The 19,629-nt window shown below is 39.0% G+C and carries 16 protein-coding genes; 14 read left to right on the top strand and 2 right to left on the bottom strand.

Going from position 1 to position 19,629, the window contains the following annotated elements:
- The first annotated feature begins 93 nt into the window (after positions 1 to 93).
- The 13 genes from plsX to IGK54_RS12025 all read left to right on the top strand — a co-directional run bounded on the left by plsX (position 94) and on the right by IGK54_RS12025 (position 15,543).
- Positions 94 to 1,095: a phosphate acyltransferase PlsX gene (gene plsX, locus IGK54_RS12085; RefSeq protein WP_002354938.1), complete on the top strand. Its 1,002-nt coding sequence runs from the start codon at positions 94 to 96 to the stop codon at positions 1,093 to 1,095.
- 136 nt (positions 1,096 to 1,231) lie between these two features.
- Positions 1,232 to 1,471, top strand: a complete 240-nt coding sequence (gene acpP, locus IGK54_RS12080) for an acyl carrier protein (RefSeq protein ID WP_002354939.1) — start codon at positions 1,232 to 1,234, stop codon at positions 1,469 to 1,471.
- Between the two features lie 263 nt (positions 1,472 to 1,734).
- Positions 1,735 to 2,775, top strand: coding sequence for an oligopeptide ABC transporter ATP-binding protein Opp2D (opp2D, locus tag IGK54_RS12075; protein WP_002367425.1), 1,041 nt, complete (start codon positions 1,735 to 1,737; stop codon positions 2,773 to 2,775).
- Complete coding sequence (gene opp2F, locus IGK54_RS12070; protein ID WP_002354942.1) at positions 2,775 to 3,719, top strand: oligopeptide ABC transporter ATP-binding protein Opp2F; 945 nt, start codon at positions 2,775 to 2,777, stop codon at positions 3,717 to 3,719. The genes opp2D and opp2F overlap by 1 nt, the downstream gene beginning before the upstream one ends.
- Entirely contained in the window at positions 3,719 to 4,681 is a 963-nt protein-coding gene (gene opp2B, locus IGK54_RS12065; protein WP_002354943.1) for an oligopeptide ABC transporter permease Opp2B, read from the top strand. Before opp2F ends, opp2B begins: the two co-directional genes overlap by 1 nt.
- 27 nt (positions 4,682 to 4,708) lie before the next feature.
- Positions 4,709 to 5,632, top strand: coding sequence for an oligopeptide ABC transporter permease Opp2C (gene opp2C, locus IGK54_RS12060; RefSeq protein WP_002365358.1), 924 nt, complete (start codon positions 4,709 to 4,711; stop codon positions 5,630 to 5,632).
- A gap of 28 nt (positions 5,633 to 5,660) precedes the next feature.
- A complete protein-coding gene (opp2A, locus tag IGK54_RS12055) occupies positions 5,661 to 7,439 on the top strand; it encodes an oligopeptide ABC transporter substrate-binding protein Opp2A (RefSeq protein WP_002395965.1) in 1,779 nt (592 codons plus the stop codon).
- Positions 7,440 to 7,768: 329 nt separating this feature from the next.
- Positions 7,769 to 8,461 carry a ribonuclease III gene (rnc, locus tag IGK54_RS12050; RefSeq protein ID WP_002354946.1) on the top strand — a complete coding sequence of 231 codons (693 nt, stop codon included), beginning with the start codon at positions 7,769 to 7,771 and terminating at the stop codon, positions 8,459 to 8,461.
- Positions 8,462 to 8,481: 20 nt separating this feature from the next.
- Positions 8,482 to 12,060, top strand: coding sequence for a chromosome segregation protein SMC (gene smc / locus IGK54_RS12045; protein WP_142957067.1), 3,579 nt, complete (start codon positions 8,482 to 8,484; stop codon positions 12,058 to 12,060).
- Positions 12,061 to 12,084: 24 nt separating this feature from the next.
- On the top strand, positions 12,085 to 12,912 hold the full coding sequence (locus IGK54_RS12040; RefSeq protein ID WP_156248750.1) for a Cof-type HAD-IIB family hydrolase: 828 nt from the start codon (positions 12,085 to 12,087) through the stop codon (positions 12,910 to 12,912).
- A gap of 2 nt (positions 12,913 to 12,914) precedes the next feature.
- Complete coding sequence (ftsY, locus tag IGK54_RS12035; RefSeq protein WP_173968850.1) at positions 12,915 to 14,243, top strand: signal recognition particle-docking protein FtsY; 1,329 nt, start codon at positions 12,915 to 12,917, stop codon at positions 14,241 to 14,243.
- Positions 14,244 to 14,539: 296 nt separating this feature from the next.
- The gene (locus IGK54_RS12030; protein ID WP_010777992.1) at positions 14,540 to 15,025 is read left to right on the top strand and encodes a cupin domain-containing protein; all 486 of its coding nucleotides are present in this window, start codon (positions 14,540 to 14,542) and stop codon (positions 15,023 to 15,025) included.
- Positions 15,026 to 15,144: 119 nt separating this feature from the next.
- Positions 15,145 to 15,543: a VOC family protein gene (locus IGK54_RS12025; RefSeq protein WP_002354951.1), complete on the top strand. Its 399-nt coding sequence runs from the start codon at positions 15,145 to 15,147 to the stop codon at positions 15,541 to 15,543.
- 50 nt (positions 15,544 to 15,593) lie between these two features.
- On the opposite strand, the gene IGK54_RS12020 is transcribed toward IGK54_RS12025, so the two are convergent.
- The gene (locus IGK54_RS12020) at positions 15,594 to 16,490 is read right to left on the bottom strand and encodes a YitT family protein (RefSeq protein WP_002368434.1); all 897 of its coding nucleotides are present in this window, start codon (positions 16,488 to 16,490) and stop codon (positions 15,594 to 15,596) included.
- A gap of 189 nt (positions 16,491 to 16,679) precedes the next feature.
- The gene (locus IGK54_RS12015) at positions 16,680 to 17,186 is read right to left on the bottom strand and encodes a cysteine hydrolase family protein (RefSeq protein ID WP_010777986.1); all 507 of its coding nucleotides are present in this window, start codon (positions 17,184 to 17,186) and stop codon (positions 16,680 to 16,682) included.
- A gap of 170 nt (positions 17,187 to 17,356) precedes the next feature.
- Between IGK54_RS12015 and gshAB the strand changes: the two genes are divergently transcribed.
- Complete coding sequence (gshAB, locus tag IGK54_RS12010) at positions 17,357 to 19,627, top strand: bifunctional glutamate--cysteine ligase/glutathione synthetase (protein WP_002354955.1); 2,271 nt, start codon at positions 17,357 to 17,359, stop codon at positions 19,625 to 19,627.
- Positions 19,628 to 19,629: the final 2 nt, after the last annotated feature.

Below are 19,629 nucleotides of genomic sequence, written 5' to 3'. Positions count from 1 at the left end.
TTTTTGAAGCCAGAAAGTAAAAGCCAATGCGTATTTCTTTGAAAAAAATATGTTATACTTGTTAGGAAACAAAAAAGTAGGAGGGAATCACTTATGAAAATTGCTGTAGATGCAATGGGTGGAGATAACGCCCCACAAGCAATTGTTGAAGGGGTTATGCTAGCCAAACAAGACTTCCCAGACATTGAATTTCAATTATATGGAAAAGAAGCCGAAATAAAAAAATACATCACCGATGAAAAAAACATTACGATTATTCATACCGATGAAAAAATTGCTAGTGACGATGAGCCAGTTAAAGCAATCCGTCGTAAGAAAACTGCTTCCATGGTTTTAGCAGCGCAAGCAGTTAAAAATGGGGAAGCCGATGCGATTTTTTCTGCAGGCAACACCGGAGCGCTATTAGCAGCGGGTCTGTTCATTGTCGGCCGCATCAAAAATGTGGAACGTCCCGGTTTGATGTCAACTTTACCTGTCATGGGAGAACCAGACAAAGGGTTTGACATGTTAGATTTAGGAGCCAATGCAGACAATAAACCAGAACATTTGGTTCAGTATGCCGTTTTAGGTTCATTCTATGCTGAAAAAGTTCGGAACGTTCAGAATCCTCGTGTCGGTCTATTAAATAACGGAACTGAGGAAACAAAGGGCAGTGAATTAACGAAAAAAGCCTTCGAATTGTTAGCAGCAGATGAAACGATTAATTTTGTCGGAAACGTTGAAGCACGAGAATTATTAAATGGCGTAGCTGACGTGGTGGTGACAGATGGCTTCACAGGAAATGCCGTTTTAAAATCCATCGAAGGCACAGCTATGAACATGATGAGCTTGCTGAAAACAGCGATTCTTTCTGAAGGTGTCAAAGGAAAAATGGGCGCCTTATTATTAAAGAATGCGTTGCGTGGCATGAAAGACGAAATGGACTACTCAAAACATGGGGGAGCGGTTTTATTTGGCTTAAAAGCGCCAGTCATTAAAACGCATGGGGCCACGGGGCCTGATGCCGTCCGCTACACCATTCGTCAAATTCATACAATGTTAGAAACCCAAGTTGTCCCACAATTAGTGGAATATTATGAAGGCAAAGCAGAGTAATTTGCAATTGTCTTGACATCAGTTTGTTACTCAAATGAAAAAAAGATGGACAAATACCCAAATTGTGAGTACAATGTATCTTAGCGTTTTAGTAAAAGAAAGAACCTTTTTTCAAAAGCAGTGGAGGTGAATACAGTTGACTCGTGAAGAAGTACTTCAAAAAGTAGCGAAGATTATCTCAAACCACTTTGATATTGAAGCGGATCAAGTAACAGATCAATTAAACATTAAAGATGATTTGAACGCTGACTCAATTAGCGTAATGGAGTTTGTTTTAGAACTTGAAGATGAATTTGGAACAGAGATTTCAGATGAAGATGCAGAAAAAATTGAAACAGTTGGTGCCGCTGTAGATTATATTGTGAGTAATTCATAAAAAATAATAAGACAAAGTCGATTGACATTCGTGTTGATCGACTTTTTTTGCGTACATAATGGTTATTTTATTAAGCAATAAGGCTATTTTTACACATATTTTTGTAAAAAAAATCATACATGTAAAAAAATAACTGCGAAAAAAGTTATTTTATCTTGCTTTTTATGGAATAATTCTATAAAATTATGAAAAAACAATGAGCTGTAAATTAACATTGATAAAAATTAGAAAGTGCTATCATTAAATATTAGTTAATTTATATAATGTTTTTGAAAGGACGTAAGGGGTGCGTATGGATGCAAGGAAATGAACAATTACTAGAGGTTTCAGGATTAGAAACAGCATTTAGAATCAAAGATGATTATTATAATGCCGTCGATGATGTTTCATTTGAATTGAAGAAAAATGAGATTCTGGCAATCGTCGGAGAATCTGGTTGTGGAAAAAGTACCTTAGCAACAACGATTATGGGCTTACATGATCCCAATCATACCAAAATTACTGGGGAAATTTTATACAACAATTTAAACTTAACTACGTTTAATGAAACATTGTACAACAAAGTCAGAGGAAACGATATTGGGATGATTTTCCAAGATCCGTTGTCTGCACTGAATCCGCTCATGCGAATTGAAGACCAAATTAAAGAAAGTCTCACGTATCATACCAAAATGACCGCACAACAAAAACAAGCACGGGCCATTGAACTGTTAGATCAAGTGGGGATTCCCAACCCAGAGCGTGTCGGGAAACAGTATCCTCATGAATTGTCTGGCGGCATGCGCCAACGGGTGATTATTGCCATTGCAATCGCGTGTAAACCACCGATTTTAATTGCAGATGAACCCACAACGGCCTTAGACGTTACCATTCAGGCACAAATTCTCGATTTGTTAAAAGATTTACAAGAAGAAACAGGGAGCGGCATTATTTTAATTACCCATGACTTAGGTGTAGTTGCGGAAATGGCTGATCGTGTAGCGGTTATGTATGCGGGTCAGTTTGTAGAAGTAGCCACTGCTGAAGAATTGTTTAGTCATCCGAAACATCCATATACACGTTCCTTACTTCAGTCCATTCCCCAAGAGAATTCAGATGAAGAAGAACTTCATGTGATTGAAGGGATTGTTCCTTCGTTAACCAAATTACCTAGAAAAGGTTGTCGGTTTGCTCCACGAATTCCTTGGATTGATGCATCGGAACATGAAGAAAATCCAACATTACATGAAGTTGCACCGAATCATTATGTTCGTTGTACATGTTATAAACATTTTCATTTTAGAGACGGGGAAGGGGAAGCGTAATGACAGAAATTATTCAAATTAAAGATTTAAAAGTTCATTATCCAATTCGCAGCGGCTTCTTCAATCGAATCACTGATCATGTTTTGGCGGTTGATGGTGTGGATTTCATGATTGAACAAGGTAAAACGTATGGGTTAGTTGGTGAATCGGGTTCTGGAAAATCAACGACAGGAAAAGCAATTATTGGTTTAGAAAAAATTACAAATGGTGAAATTATTTATCAAGGACAAGATGTAACCAAGCCGCGAAGTCGAAAAGCGATCGGATACAACAAAGATGTCCAAATGATTTTCCAAGATTCGATGTCAAGTTTAAACCCTAAAAAACGAGTACTAGATATTATCGCCGAACCAATTCGAAATTTTGAACGGTTAAGTGACCAAGAAGAAAAGAAAAAAGTCAAAAGTTTGTTGGATATTGTGGGGATGCCAGAAGATGCGTTGTACAAATATCCTCATGAATTTTCTGGTGGACAACGCCAACGTTTAGGCGTCGCCCGAGCGGTGGCTACTAGCCCCAAATTAATTATTGCAGATGAACCTGTTTCAGCACTGGACTTATCTGTGCAAGCACAGGTATTGAACTTTATGAAAAACATTCAACAGGAATATGGGTTAAGTTACTTATTTATTTCCCATGATTTGGGCGTAGTTAAACATATGTGTGACAACATTGCCATTATGTACAAAGGCCGTTTTGTAGAAATCGGTACACGCCAAGATATTTACACTAATCCACAACACATTTATACCAAACGCTTACTTTCAGCAATTCCTAAAATTGACGTAGCGAACCGAGAAGCTCACAAAGAAGAACGAAGAAGAGTTGAGCAAGAGTATCGGGAAAATCATAAAGACTATTATGATGAAAATGGGCGGGTTTATAACTTACATGCGATTAGTCCAACCCACCAAGTAGCGTTAAAAAATGGAGGTGCTGAATAATGTGGAAAACAATTTTACGCCGTTTGTTATTGATGATTCCGCAAGTGATTATTTTAAGTGTCTTGATTTTCCTGTTGGCTAAAATGATGCCAGGTGATCCGTTTACAGGATTGATTAATCCGAACCAAGACCCGAAAGTGATTGAAGCCATGCGCGAAGCTGCCGGGTTAAATGATCCTTGGTACGAACAATATTTCCGTTGGATTGGCAATGCCTTACATGGAGATTTTGGGCATAGTTTTATCTTTAAATTACCTGTATCCACGCTCATTGCTGGTCGGGTAGGGAATACGATTGCATTGGCTGCTGTATCAGTCATAATCACGTATTTAATCGCCATTCCTTTCGGTTTAATTGCTGGCCGTTACCAAAATTCATGGTTTGACAAAATGGTGGTTATCTATAACTTCTTCAGTTTTGCCGTGCCATTATTCATCTTTGCCTTGATTATGCTCTTTATTTTTGGGTATCGCTTAGACTGGTTCCCAACGAGTGGAACCGTGACTGTTGGTTTGGCTGAGGGAACGTGGCCGTATTATTTAGATAAACTGAAGCATTTAATTTTACCAGGGGTCACTCAAGCGTTGCTAGGGACAGCGGTCACTATTCAATATTTGCGCAGTGAAGTGATTGATGTTAAAAACATGGACTTTGTTCGTACTGCTCGTTCAAAAGGAGTGCCAACGAATAAAATTTTTAATCGACACATTTTTAGAAATGCAGCATTACCAATTGCCTCTCAATTAGGTTATGAAATTACTGCTTTGATTGCCGGATCAGTCGTTATTGAAAAGATTTTTGCTTTCCCAGGAATTGGAAAATTATTTATTGATAGTATCATTCAACGTGACTATTCCGTTATTACCGCTCTCGTGTTGATTTTGGGATTGGCAACCCTTATCGGAACCTTAATTTCTGATATTGTAATGAGTATTGTTGATCCAAGAATTCGAATTCAGTAGAAAAAACACGAAGAAAGGGTGATAAAAATGGAATTGACAGAAGAAAAAAGAGAAGAAGTCTTACAAGAAAGTATTCCACCAATGGGCTTTCGGATGATTGCGCGAGAATTCGTCAAAGAAAAAATGGCGATGTTTTCTTTAATCCTTTTGGTCATTATCTTATTAGCCGTTTTTATCGGTTCGTTAGTGTTAGACCAAAGTGCCGTTATGCATGTAAGTATTTTAGATAAATATGCGGAACCAGGTACCGTTACAATGAATGGCACCAAGTTCATTTTAGGTGCCGATGAAGGGGGTCGTGATGTTTTAGGACAATTGATTATCGGGGCTAGGAACTCGATTTTAATCGGTTTTGCCATTACGATTATTACGTCTATTATCGGGGTCGGTTTAGGGATTATTTCCGGTTATTATGGAGGTATGATTGATAATATTTTGATGCGTATCGTGGATTTTATTATGATTTTGCCAATTATGTTAATTATTATTGTGTTCGTTTCCGTGATTCCTAAATATAGTATCTGGTCCTTTATTTGGATTATGTGTGCGTTTTATTGGGTTGGAAAAGCGCGGTTGTTCCGCAGTAAAACGTTATCTGAAGGGCGCCGAGATTACGTTAGTGCCTCTAAGACAATGGGAACAAGCGATTTTAAAATTATGTTTCGAGAAATTATGCCGAATTTAAGTTCATTAATTATTACGAACTTAACGATTAATTTCGCGGCCAATATCGGGATCGAAACAACGTTAACTTTCTTAGGCTTCGGGTTACCACAAAGTGTCCCAAGTTTAGGAACCTTAATTGGCTACGCCAGCAGTGGGGATGTATTAGTCAATAAACAATGGGTTTGGTTACCTGCATCAATTCTAATTTTAGTCTTGATGTTAAGTATAAACTATGTTGGACAAGCATTTAAGCGCTCAGCAGATGCACGACAACGATTAGGCTAATTAGCCAAAAAATGAGGGAGGAAAAGAGATGAACAAGAAACGGATTTTAGGTGCAATCACGTTAGCTTCTGTGTTAGTATTCGGGTTAGCTGCATGTGGTGGCGGCAATAAAGGCGGGGGCAATAAAGCAACGGAAACAGAAGACATTTCAAAAATGCCAATCGCTGTTAAAAATGATAAAAAAGCAATTGATGGCGGGACATTAGATGTCGCTGTAGTTATGGATACACAATTCCAAGGACTTTTCCAGCAAGAATTTTATCAAGACAACTATGATGCACAATACATGCTTCCAACGGTACAGCCATTATTTAACAATGATGCAGACTTTAAGATTGTCGATGGGGGTCCTGCGGATCTGAAATTAGATGAAGATGCCAATACAGCAACCATTAAATTACGTGACAATTTGAAATGGTCTGACGGTAAAGATGTGACGGCAGATGACGTGATTTTCTCTTATGAAGTCATTGGTCATAAAGACTATACAGGGATTCGTTATGATGATAACTTTACGAATATTGTTGGCATGGAAGACTACCATGCTGGTAAATCGCCAACCATTTCTGGCATAGAAAAAGTCAATGATAAAGAAGTTAAAATCACTTATAAAGAAGTTCACCCAGGAATGCAACAATTAGGTGGCGGTGTTTGGGGCTCAGTTTTACCAAAACATGCCTTTGAAGGAATTGCTGTTAAAGACATGGAATCAAGCGATGCAGTTCGTAAAAACCCTGTAACTATTGGACCATACTACATGAGTAATATTGTGACAGGTGAATCTGTTGAATACCTACCAAATGAGTATTACTACGGTGGCAAACCTAAATTAGATAAATTAGTGTTCAAATCTGTTCCTTCTGCGAGCATTGTAGAAGCGATGAAAGCGAAACAATACGATATTGCATTATCAATGCCAACAGATACGTATCCAACATACAAAGATACTGAAGGGTATCAAATCTTAGGACGTCCCGAACAAGCCTACACGTATATTGGCTTTAAAATGGGTACGTTTGACAAAGAAACCAATACAGTGAAATACAATCCAAAAGCTAAAATGGCAGATAAAAGCTTACGTCAAGCCATGGGCTATGCAATTGACAATGATGCAGTCGGCCAAAAATTCTACAACGGCTTACGAACAGGGGCAACAACGTTAATTCCACCAGTCTTCAAGAGCTTGCATGATAGCGAAGCGAAAGGCTATACGCTTGATTTAGACAAAGCGAAAAAATTATTAGACGATGCTGGTTATAAAGACGTAGACGGCGATGGCATTCGCGAAGATAAAGAAGGCAAACCACTAGAAATCAAGTTTGCTTCAATGTCAGGCGGCGAAACTGCACAACCACTTGCTGATTACTATGTCCAACAATGGAAAGAAATTGGCTTAAACGTAACGTATACAACAGGACGCTTAATTGATTTCCAAGCATTCTATGATAAATTGAAAAATGATGACCCAGAAGTAGATATCTATCAAGGCGCGTGGGGCACAGGTTCAGATCCTTCACCAACCGGCTTATATGGTCCAAACTCAGCCTTTAACTATACACGTTTTGAGTCAGAAGAAAATACTAAATTACTTGATGCGATTGATTCAAAAGCATCATTTGATGAAGAAAAACGTAAAAAAGCCTTCTACGATTGGCAAGAGTATGCCATTGATGAAGCGTTTGTAATCCCAACGCTTTACAGAAATGAAGTCTTGCCTGTCAACGACCGTGTAGTTGACTTTACTTGGGCAGTTGATACGAAAGATAATCCATGGGCAACGGTGGGTGTCACTGCGGAAAAACGTTAAACAACGTTCCGCTGATTTAATAGAGATAGAACGAGGTCGGGACAGAAGTGTTTAACTCCGAGAAATAAGGAGGAGTTGCTTCTGTTCTCGCCATTTATCAGTTTTTGAGCGTGGCGCAAAAATCCAAAGTGATTTTTGTCCCACGCTCTTTCTATCTCTTACGTAAACAAACGCTTTTATCTCAATCATAGCTCTATTTATTTATTTTTTTCTAAAAAATAATGAGAACACAGTGAATAACAGGCTTTTTCTGAATAGAACCATTTAAAAAAAGTGAAAAAAAAAGTATAATGAAACAAGGTGTAAATAAATGTAAAGGAATGTGGAGAATGGACAATCAGTTAACAACAGAGTTAAAAGAACGTTACGGCATTGTTTTCCATGATGTCAATCTATTAGAGCAAGCTTTTACTCATTCATCCTATGTGAATGAGCATCGCTATTTAAAATTATCCGATAATGAACGTCTTGAATTTTTAGGAGATGCAGTTTTAGAATTAATTGTTTCACAATATTTGTATTTAAAATTCCCAGAACTTCCAGAAGGAAAATTAACGAAGATGCGCGCAGCCATCGTTCGGGAAGATAGTTTAGCCAAATTTGCGAAAGAATGTCACTTCGACAACTACATTTTATTAGGTAAAGGAGAAGAAGCATCGGGCGGACGAACACGTGCATCATTATTATGTGACTTATTTGAAGCCTTTTTAGGTGCCCTCTACTTAGACCAAAAAGTTGGCGCAGCCAAGAAATTTATTGAAGACGTTATTTTTCCGAAAATTGATGCCGGTGCTTTTTCACATGAGATGGATCACAAAACACAATTACAAGAAGTTTTACAACGCAAAGGCGATGTTTCAATTGAATATCGCTTAATTAAAGAAGAAGGCCCTGCTCATGACCGCACCTTTTTCACTGAAGTTTACATGAATGGTGAACTCATTGGGTTAGGCCAAGGAAAATCGAAGAAGTTAGCTGAACAGGATGCCGCTGAGCGGGCACTGAAAAGTATTCCTCAGTAAGGCTGGAAGGAGCAATATTCGTGTATTTAAAACGAATTGAAATTACAGGATTTAAATCATTTGCAGATAAAACCATTATTGAATTTGAAGATGATGTGACAGCAGTGGTTGGTCCGAATGGAAGTGGGAAAAGTAATATCACGGAAGCCGTTCGCTGGGTATTAGGTGAACAATCTGCGAAAAACCTTCGCGGTGGCAAAATGAACGACATTATCTTTGCCGGTTCGGAAGGTCGTAAGCCGCTAAATATTGCGGAAGTTACCGTGACGTTAGACAACAGCGACCATTATTTAGCATTGGATTATAGTGAGATTAGTGTCACCCGTCGTTTAAAACGAACGGGCGAAAGTGACTTTTTTATTAATAAACAAGCGTGCCGTTTAAAAGATATTCAAGATTTATTTATGGATTCAGGGTTAGGCAAAGAATCTTTTTCAATTATTTCACAAGGAAAAGTTGAAGCGATTTTTAATAGTAAACCTGAAGACCGTCGTGGGATCTTTGAAGAAGCAGCGGGCGTTTTAAAATACAAACAACGAAAGAAAAAAGCTGAACAAAAGCTTTTCGAAACCGAGGACAACTTAAGCCGTGTCCAAGATATCATTTACGAGTTGGAAGACCAATTAGTTCCTCTAGCCGCCCAAGCAGATGCGGCTAAAAAGTATTTAGCTTTGAAAGAAGAACTTACCGAAATTGATGTCAATTTAACTGTGACCGAAATTCAAGAAGCAAAAGCTATTTGGGAAACGAAAACGCAAGAATTAACAGCCATTGAAGAAAAGTTAGCTGGCGCAAGTAAGCAAGTCCATGACCTAGAAGGCAAATTGGTACGTTTACGAAGCAAGCGCAATCGTTTAGATGAACAAATTGAAACGGAACAACAACAATTATTACAAGTGACAGAAGCGTTGAAACAAGCAGAAGGACAAAAAAATGTTTTAATTGAACGTTCCAAACACACCTCCCAAACGGCAAGCGAATACGAAGAGACGTTGGCAGAAACGGCCGAAAAAATTGTTCGTTATCGAGAAGAATTGCAGACGCTGGAAACAGCAATCGCAGAAAAAACGGCACAACGTCAGACGTTAAAAGAAGCATTGGCTTTGGCAACGAAAGATGTGGAAAAATATAGTAAGTCTTCTAAAGAATTAATGGAAGAATTGCGCAGTCAGTATGTGGAAGTCATGCAAGAACAAGCCAATACAGCCAATGACTTAAAATATTTAGAACGACAATATCAACAAGAAACAGCTAAAAATCAACAATCGCTAGCAAAACACGAAGCGCTAGAAGAACAGATGGTTGAAGCTCTTGCAATGAAAGAAACGCTAGAAAAAGAGCAAAAAGTTGCAAAACAAGGCTTACAAGAACAGTTGGAAGAATACACTGCGTTGAAAGCAACGCTTGAAGCCAAACGTGAACGATTAGCACAGCGTCAAAATGATATGTACCAAGCGATGAATCAAGTGCAACAAGCGAAGGCACGCCAAAAAAGTTTGCAAGAAATTCAAGAAAATTACGCTGGCTTCTATCAAGGCGTGAAAGCTGTATTGCGTCACAAAAACCAATTAACTGGGATTGTTGGCGCAGTGGCTGAGTTAATTGAAGTGCCTAAAGAATATACGTTGGCGATTGAAACGGCCTTAGGTGGTGCGGCGCAACATATTGTTGTGGAAAATGAGAAAGATGGTCGTGCAGGCATTACCTTCTTAAAACAACAACACAGTGGCCGAGCAACCTTTTTACCATTGACTACCATTAAGCCGCGCTCTGTATCGTCGATGGTTCAGAATCGTTTGGCTGGTGCACCGGGCTTCGTGGGGATTGCCAGTGAATTAGTTCGTTATCCAGAACAAGTACAAGCCGTTATTCAAAATCTCTTAGGCGTCACGATTTTAGCGGCAGATTTAACGAGTGCCAACCAGTTAGCAAAATTAGTCAATTACCAATATCGCGTTGTCTCATTGGAAGGCGATGTGATGAATCCTGGCGGTTCGATGACTGGGGGAGCCAATAAACGTGGCAACCAAGGAAGCCTATTTTCACAAGCGCAAGAACTTCAAACAATTACTGAACAAATGACTCAATTAGAAACACAACTAAGAAGTGTGGAACAAGAAGTCCAAGCGCTCTCGCAAGAAGTGAAAACAGCCACGGAACGTGCAGAAATGTTGCGCTCTGCTGGTGAACAAAATCGTTTAAAACAACAAGAAATTGATAATAAATTAGCCAATCAAACAGAAACGATTACTCGTTTAACAAAAGAAAAACGTTTGTTTGAATATGAATCACGGGAATTGCATCAATTCTTAACCGAATATCAAACGAAAAAAGCCAAATTGACAGAGCAACAAGCAAACTTAACGGCAACGAAAGAACGTTTAGATGCTGAAATGAAACAAGTGGAACAAGAAGCTAGCCAAATGGAAACCTTTAAAGCCCAAGCGCAAGAACGCTTGACGACAGTTCAAGCAGAACAAGCAGTAGCGGCGGAACAATGTGCCCATTTTGCTCGTCAAAAACAAGACAAACAAGAACAATTGGACGAATTGTTGATTCGAGAAACGGCCATCCGTCAACAGCTACAACAATTAAGTAGCCATTCTAGCGATCACCAGTTAACCGAAGAAGGCTTAGCGGCACAAGTCGCGCAATTAGCGGAGAAACAAACAGCGTTGCAAACGTCTTTACAAACGGCACGCAGTCAACGACAAGCGTTGCAAGAAGAAGTAGACGAGTTAGATACAAAATTAGCGGAAGAAAACAAACGCCAACAACAGTATTTAGCAGATAAAACACAAATTGAAGTCCTAAAAAATCGTGCAGAAATGCAATTAGATAGCTCATTAAGTTACTTACAGGAAGAATACAGCTTAACCTTTGAAGCTGCCTATGAAGCGTATTTCCCAATCGATGATTTGGCGCAAGCGCAACAAACAGTGAAGCGCCTAAAACAAGAAATTGAGCGGTTAGGACCTGTTAACTTAAGTGCCATCGAGCAATTTGAACAAGTCGATGAACGCCATCAATTTTTAGTCAGTCAACGAGATGATTTATTAAATGCGAAAGAACAATTATTTGAAACCATGGATGAAATGGACCAAGAAGTGAAAGAACGGTTTAAAGAAGTCTTTGAAGCAATTCGTGGCCAGTTCAAAGTGGTATTTCCTAATATGTTTGGTGGCGGACGGGCAGAACTGGTGCTAACCAATCCAGAGGATCTCTTGAATACAGGGATTGAGATTGAGGCGCAACCACCAGGGAAAAAATTACAACATTTAAGCTTGTTGTCTGGAGGCGAACGGGCATTAACGGCGATCGCGTTACTCTTTTCAATTATTCGTGTTCGACCAGTTCCGTTCTGTATTTTAGATGAAGTAGAAGCAGCTTTAGATGAAGCCAACGTTGCTCGTTTTGGCCATTATTTAAGCGAATTTGAAGATGGCACACAGTTTATTGTGGTGACGCATCGTAAAGGGACAATGGAAGCCGCAGATGTTTTATATGGCGTGACTATGCAAGAATCTGGGGTTTCAAAAATCGTTTCAGTTCGCTTGGAAGAGGTCAAAGAAGGTGGCGCAATTGAAAAAAGCAATTAGCCAGAAGCAAGGAGGAGCGAACGTTTGATAAAATTAGTTGCTATTGATTTAGATGGAACATTATTAAATAGCCAAAAAGAGATTTCTTTACGGAATAAACAAGCACTGATGGCTGCGAAACAAGCAGGCGTGAAAGTTGTTATCTGCACAGGTCGACCTTTGGCAGCTATTGGTCCTTACTTAGAAGAATTAGGTTTACAAGAGGAAGGCGATTATAGCATTACTTTTAACGGCGGGTTGGTTCAAAAAAATGATACAGGGGCCATTATTGAGAAAACATTGATGCCCTTGGAAGCGATTCATGAGCTGTACCAATTAGCAACCACACTCAACATGCCGTTTGATGTCTTATCTGATGAGGTCGTGATGCAACTGCCTTCTGCACCTAATTATCCTTCAATTTATAGTTCTCTAAACAAATTATTAACCTTTGAGTCCTACAAATTAGAAGAGTTAACCCCGAATCGAATTTATAACAAAGTTGTTGTTGCGATTGATGAAGCGTATTTAAATGAACGCATCAAGGAAATTCCAGCCTCTTTTTATGAGCGTTTTGAAATTATTAAAACGCGAAATAACTTATTAGAATTTATGCCAAAAGGGATTACGAAAGCCTATGGTATTTCCTTGTTAGCCAAAGATTTAGGAATCCATGCAGAAGAAATCATGACCTTAGGGGACGAAGAAAATGATTTACCGATGATCGAATACGCTGGCTTAGGTGTCGCCATGGCAAATGCGATTCCATTAGTTAAAGAAGCCGCAGATGTCGTTACAGACACGAATGACCAAGATGGTGTTGCCAAAGCGGTCGAAAAATATATTTTAACGCCGTTGGAAGGAGGCCAATAAGAATGGGATTTTTTGATAAAATTAAAAAAGCTTTTTCCGCTGAGAAAAAGGAAGAAGAAAAACAAGAGATAATTGAAGAAACAGTAGACGAAACACCTAGTGATGAATCAGCGCCTGCTGAATCAAAAGAAACCGCAGCAGAAGAGGCGCAAACAATGCCAGAAACGACAGCGGAAGAAGTCACAGAAACAGCCGATTTAACAGATAACGCTGAAATGGAAAAATTAGCTGGCGTAGAAGAAGCATTAGAAGAAGAGCCAGAAGAAATCCTGACAGAGGAAACACAAGAAGTTGTTGTGGAAGCGCCTGAGGAAGAAAGTAGTGTCGTAACTCCGTTGGCAGAACCAACAGACACGCAGGTTTCAGAAGAAATTGAAGAGTCAAAAGAAGAGCAGGTCCAAGAAAAATATGAAAAAGGCTTGGAAAAAACGCGTAAAACATTTGGTCAACGGTTGAACGAATTGTTTGCTAATTTCCGGAGAGTTGATGAAGATTTCTTTGAAGAATTAGAAGAAACGTTAATTGGTGCAGACGTAGGCTTTGATACATCCTTAAAAATTACAGAAGCCTTACGACAAGAAGTGAAACTGCGAAACGTGAAAAAACCAGCTCAAGTTCAAAATACCATCATTGAAAAAATGGTTGATTTGTATGAAGAAGCAGGAATTAATGAAAATAATGCGATTAACTTACAGCCAAATGGCTTAACCGTGATTTTATTTGTTGGTGTTAATGGAGTTGGTAAAACAACCAGCATTGGTAAATTAGCCCATCAATACAAGTTGGAAGGAAAGAAAGTTTTAATGGCCGCTGCCGATACGTTCCGAGCGGGCGCCATCGATCAATTAGTTGTTTGGGGTGAACGGGCTGGCGTTGAAGTTGTGCGTGGGAATGCTGGCGGTGATCCAGCAGCGGTCGTTTTCGATGCAGTGGAACGTGCCAAGGCAGAACAGGCCGATGTTTTGCTAGTGGATACAGCAGGTCGTTTACAAAATAAAGTCAACTTAATGAAAGAATTAGAAAAAATCAAACGAGTCATCCAACGAGAAATTCCAGATGCGCCTCACGAAGTTCTCTTAGTCGTGGACGCAACTACTGGGCAAAATGCGATGACACAAGCCAAACAGTTCAAAGAAACAACCGATGTCACTGGTTTAGTTTTAACCAAACTAGACGGAACAGCCAAAGGTGGTATTGTCATTGCTATTCGGAATGAATTACACTTGCCAGTGAAATTAGTTGGTCTAGGTGAAGGCATTAACGATTTAGAACCATTTAATGCCAACGATTTCGCAATGGGCTTATTTAAAGGCTTATTAAAAGATGTTTAGTTGTAGAAAATAAACAGGTTTGGGAAGAACGTGGGACAGGAGCCTGGGACAAAAATCACTTTGGATTTTTGTCCCAGGCTCAAAACCTGATAAACGGCGGGAACAGAACCAACTCCTTCGGAAATAAGTCGAAATTCTCCAAAAATTAAAGAGCAATTTTCGGAAATTTCTTCTTATTTCTCGGAGCTAAACGGTTCTGTCCCGACCTCCTGTCCCGCCGTTTATTTTAGGATTGGGACGGATGTTCTAAGTTCTTCCTAAATTGTTTCTGAAAAAATGAAGGAGTGAGGGAGAAGATGACAGAACAAATGTGGATTGAGAAGTTAGGATTAGAAGCGCATCCTGAGGGCGGTTATTTTAAACAAACCAATAAAAGTGAACAATTGATTCCGACCAAACGAGGCGAACGGGCGTTGCATACAGCGATTTTGTTTCTATTAAATACAGAAAGTCCGTCACATTTTCATCGTTTAAAAGCGGATGAATTATGGTTTTTTCACGATGGTCAGCCGTTAACCGTTCACTGTATTTTTCCTGATGGAACGTATCAAGCTGTTCAGTTAGGGAAAGACTTAGTTCAAGGACAACAGCTTTCGTTCTCAGTTCCTGCCGGCACAATCTTTGGCTCTACAGTAGCGGCAGGATTTGCGTTAGTCAGTTGTGTGGTTACACCAGGCTTTGAGTTTGAAGACTTCGAGTTATTTACTCAAGCGGAATTGTTAAACGATTATCCACAACATAGTGAAATCATTCAGCACTTGGCTTATCGAGAATTACCTTAAGAAAACGTTTTAGTAACATTTCTTTTATGAATATGCTAGTATAAATCAAACAAGCTTGTTGATTTTGTCGCAACGCACAGTTAGCTGTCGTAGATGATTAAAAGAAAGGGATGAATCACATGGGCACAATGGTTTTTGTTAACTTCCCAGTAGCGGATGTCCAACGTTCTACAGCCTTTTATGAAAAACTTGGATTCAAAAAGAACGAGGAATTTTCAACAGAGGAAGCTAGTTCGATGATGTGGGATGATCAATTTTGGATTATGTTGTTGAACCATGACTTTTATGGAAAATTTATCCAAGAAAAGCAAATTATTGATGCGCAAACAACCAGTGGGGCATTAATTTCCTTTAGTTTAGAGAGTGCCGAAGCCGTAAAACAGTTTGGCGAAACCGCCAAAGCTAACGGAGGCAACTGCTACCGAGTTGATATGGGAATACCAGAAGAGCAAATGTATGGCTTAGAAGTGCAAGATTTGGATGGCAATAGCTTAGAACCTGTCTGGATGAAGATGTAAAAAGAGCCGCAAAATCTCTACAGATTTTGCGGCTCTTTTCCTACAAAAAACTATTGTAAATTATTGGCATTAGTTGCTTCAACACCATAAGAATCAGCTACTTTTTTCAAGCTAAATCCTTTTCCGTAGACTTCACTCGCACTCATTGAAATCAAAAAAGCTTCTTCATCAATATCAAGAATGGCTTCTTTTAAGCGGGGAAAATCTTTTTCACGAATGACAGTCATTAAGAGCATGCCTTTCGCGCTTCGATAACCGCCTTCGATTGGCACCAAGGTCACACCTTTATCTAGTTCACGTAATAAGCGTTCTTGAATAGCGACATATTTTGGTGAAATAATCATCACATTCTTCGAGCGAACCAGACCAACTTGAATCATGTCAACGACACGACCAATTGTAAATAAACAAATTAAAGAGAATAACACAATATCTGCATTAAAAGCATACATTGCTGATAAAATGACTAAACCATCGACGAATAAAATAGCAATACCTAAGGAAACTTTGAAGTATTTATTGACAATTTGTGAAATGATTGCTGTCCCACCAGTTGAGGCATTGCCACGGAAAACCAAGCCTAGGCCAGCACCTGTAATAATACCGCCAAATAATGCTGCTAGAAAAATATTATGTGTTAAAACAGGCATCCCCGAAGTAATTCCTACAAAAAATGGATAAATAAGACTGCCATAAATGGTTTTGACACCGACCTCTTTCCCAAGAAGTAAGAAACAAAGCACTAAAAGAGGAATATTGATGGCGTAAAGAACAATGGCGGGACTAATCCCGAAAACATAATTAATAACAATACTAATGCCATTGGCTCCGCCTGCGACAAGTTTATTTGGCAATAAGACCGCATTGATTGAAATGGCCAAAATGAATGCGCCGACTGTTACATAGGCGGTGTCTTTTAAACGTTGGGCTGTAAAAAATTTGTTCATAAAATACCTCCAATTATTTATTAGTTTAGTGAATGATGACATAAAAAAAGACAGAACATGAGAGACAAGCCTAATCGACTCATGTCCCACACTCTAAATCTTCAACTAATCAACTGAACACTTTTTCCTTATACTAACATGAAATACGACAAGAAAACATAGTGAACAAACAATTTTTTGGAAAAGCCCTCAATTTATTGAAGGTAAAAAAGTCAAAAAGCGGCCAGCCCAAATAGCTTCATGATGTTGGATAATTTGTGCCGCGGTTAAATGTCCATTATCCAAGGTGGAAGTGGTTTTCGGTGTCATCAAACATGTATAGCCTAAACCATGAGCCATCCGAATTGTAGTGTCCACACAAAACTCGGTTTGGACACCAGCGATTTCTAACGTTTGAATGTCGTGTTCCGTCAGTAAATCATTTAAATTTGTTTGGTAAAAGGCATTCGCATGTGTTTTGCGGATGAAAAAATCTGTGGGTTGTGTATCCAGCTTTTCAAAAAGTTGCCAAGAGTCTGAGCCAAAAGGTAGTTCAGTTTCTTCATGTTGAACAAAAATAATGGGCGCATGGTGTTGGCGGTAGACAGCAATACGCTGATTGACCTTTTCCAACACTGCTGGCAGACGGTACAATTGCTGCGACGGACTTTCGATGCCTTTTTGAAAGTCAATTAAAAGTAATGCACGATTTTTCATGAGCAATCCCCACTTTCTATAAACTAGTTGTTTTCAGTATAACGGAAAAAGGCGCTCTCAAAAAGTGTCTCGAAAATTCCCAAGCGAACGTTCAAAAAAACAGCATATTTACTCGTTTTCCTATATAATAGTAAGAGAAACAGATAGTTTGTAGAAAGAAAGGCGACAAGATGAATTATAGAGAATTAATGCAAAAGAAAAATGTTCGTCCTTACGTATTGATGGCTCGTTTTGGTTTAGAAAAAGAAAACCAACGTAGTACACGAGAAGGGCTTTTAGCGACAACTGATCATCCCACGGTTTTTGGTAACCGTTCTTATCATCCATATATTCAAACAGATTTTAGTGAAACACAATTAGAACTAATCACGCCTGTAGCAAATAGCGGCACAGAAATGCTTCGTTTTTTAGATGCCATTCACGATGTGGCTCGTCGTTCGATTCCAGAAGATGAAATGTTGTGGCCATTAAGTATGCCACCACAATTACCAACAAAAGATGAAGAGATTAAAATCGCTAAATTAGATCAATATGATGCGGTGTTATATCGTCGTTATTTGGCAAAAGAGTATGGCAAACGAAAACAAATGGTCAGCGGAATTCATTTTAATTTTGAATATGACCAAGCCCTGATTCAGCAATTATATGATGAACAATCCGAAGTGACAGATTGCAAACAATTTAAAACGAAAGTGTACATGAAAGTTGCCCGTAACTTTTTACGTTATCGCTGGTTAATTACGTATCTTTTTGGGGCTTCGCCAGTTAGTGAAGACGGCTACTTTAGGGTCTATGACGACCAACCGCAAGAACCCATTCGCAGTATTCGGAATAGTACGTATGGCTACAGAAATCATGACAATGTGAAAGTATCGTATGCCTCATTGGAACGCTATTTAGAAGATATTCATCGCATGGTGGAAAATGGTTTACTTTCTGAAGAAAAAGAATTTTATGCGCCTGTGCGCTTACGTGGCGGGAAACAAATGTCTGATCTGCCTAAAACAGGTATTCGCTATATCGAGTTGCGTAATTTAGACTTAAATCCTTTTTCACGTTTAGGCATTGTGGAAGATACCGTGGATTTCTTACATTATTTCATGTTGTATTTATTGTGGACAGATGAAAAAGAAGAAGCGGATGAATGGGTAAAAACTGGCGATATTTTTAATGAACAAGTGGCTCTTGGTCATCCTCATGAAACGATTAAGTTAATTGCAGAAGGCGATCGGATTTTTTCAGAAATGATTGATATGTTAGATGCTCTAGGCATTCGTAAAGGTAAAGAAGTTGTCGGTAAGTATTATCAACAACTGCGGAATCCACAAGACACCGTTTCTGGCAAAATGTGGACGATTATTCAAGAAAACTCCAACAGTGAACTGGGAAATATTTTTGGAAACCAATATCAAAGTATGGCCTTTGAACGCCCTTATCAATTAGCTGGTTTCCGTGAGATGGAATTATCCACACAAATTTTCTTATTTGATGCGATTCAAAAAGGTTTGGAAATCGAAATTTTAGATGAACAAGAGCAATTTTTGAAACTGCAACATGGCGAGCACATTGAATACGTCAAAAATGCCAACATGACTAGCAAAGATAACTACGTGGTACCATTGATTATGGAAAACAAAACCGTGACAAAGAAAATTTTGTCTGCAGCAGGGTTCCATGTGCCTGGCGGTGAAGAATTTTCATCTTTTATTGAGGCACAAGAAGCACATTTACGCTACGCCAATAAAGCGTTTGTCGTGAAACCAAAATCAACGAATTACGGTTTAGGAATTACCATTTTTAAAGAAGGCGCTTCGTTGGAAGACTTTACGGAAGCGTTACGGATTGCTTTTAAAGAGGACACAGCGGTTTTAATTGAAGAGTTTTTACCTGGAACAGAATATCGGTTCTTTGTGTTAGATAATGATGTAAAAGCCATCATGTTGCGCGTGCCAGCCAATGTTACCGGAGATGGCAAACATACTGTAGAAGAATTGGTGGCCGCTAAAAATAGTGATCCATTGCGGGGGACCAATCACCGTGCACCACTAGAGTTAATCCAGTTAAATGATTTAGAAAAACTAATGTTGAAAGAACAAGGTTTAACTATCTATTCTGTGCCAGAAAAAGAGCAAATCGTGTACTTGCGAGAAAATTCTAATGTTAGCACGGGCGGGGATTCGATTGATATGACCGATGTCATTGATGATAGTTATAAACAAATCGCCATTGAGGCCGTAGCTGCTTTAGGAGCCAAAATTTGTGGTATTGATTTAATCATTCCTGACAAAGACGTAAAAGGCACACGTGATAGCTTAACGTACGGGATTATCGAAGCAAACTTTAATCCAGCCATGCACATGCATGTGTATCCATACGCTGGACAGGGTAGACGCTTGACAATGGACGTTTTAAAACTTTTATACCCAGAAGTGGTTCAATAAAA

This window comes from Enterococcus sp. DIV2384 (genome assembly GCF_050534975.1).
GTDB classification, from domain to species: domain Bacteria; phylum Bacillota; class Bacilli; order Lactobacillales; family Enterococcaceae; genus Enterococcus; species Enterococcus faecalis.
This window is presented reverse-complemented; position numbering and strand designations above follow the sequence as displayed.

Excerpts from the sequence above, each read along its gene's own strand:
- plsX (WP_002354938.1), top strand. The coding sequence starts at position 94 with ATGAAAATTGCTGTAGATGCAATGGGTGGAGATAACGCCCCACAAGCA.
- opp2D (WP_002367425.1), top strand. The coding sequence starts at position 1,735 with ATGTTTTTGAAAGGACGTAAGGGGTGCGTATGGATGCAAGGAAATGAA.
- opp2F (WP_002354942.1), top strand. The coding sequence starts at position 2,775 with ATGACAGAAATTATTCAAATTAAAGATTTAAAAGTTCATTATCCAATT.
- opp2B (WP_002354943.1), top strand. The coding sequence starts at position 3,719 with ATGTGGAAAACAATTTTACGCCGTTTGTTATTGATGATTCCGCAAGTG.
- opp2C (WP_002365358.1), top strand. The coding sequence starts at position 4,709 with ATGGAATTGACAGAAGAAAAAAGAGAAGAAGTCTTACAAGAAAGTATT.
- opp2A (WP_002395965.1), top strand. The coding sequence starts at position 5,661 with ATGAACAAGAAACGGATTTTAGGTGCAATCACGTTAGCTTCTGTGTTA.
- rnc (WP_002354946.1), top strand. The coding sequence starts at position 7,769 with ATGGACAATCAGTTAACAACAGAGTTAAAAGAACGTTACGGCATTGTT.
- ftsY (WP_173968850.1), top strand. The coding sequence starts at position 12,915 with ATGGGATTTTTTGATAAAATTAAAAAAGCTTTTTCCGCTGAGAAAAAG.
- IGK54_RS12030 (WP_010777992.1), top strand. The coding sequence starts at position 14,540 with ATGACAGAACAAATGTGGATTGAGAAGTTAGGATTAGAAGCGCATCCT.
- IGK54_RS12025 (WP_002354951.1), top strand. The coding sequence starts at position 15,145 with ATGGGCACAATGGTTTTTGTTAACTTCCCAGTAGCGGATGTCCAACGT.
- IGK54_RS12020 (WP_002368434.1), bottom strand. The coding sequence starts at position 16,490 with ATGAACAAATTTTTTACAGCCCAACGTTTAAAAGACACCGCCTATGTA.
- IGK54_RS12015 (WP_010777986.1), bottom strand. The coding sequence starts at position 17,186 with ATGAAAAATCGTGCATTACTTTTAATTGACTTTCAAAAAGGCATCGAA.
- gshAB (WP_002354955.1), top strand. The coding sequence starts at position 17,357 with ATGAATTATAGAGAATTAATGCAAAAGAAAAATGTTCGTCCTTACGTA.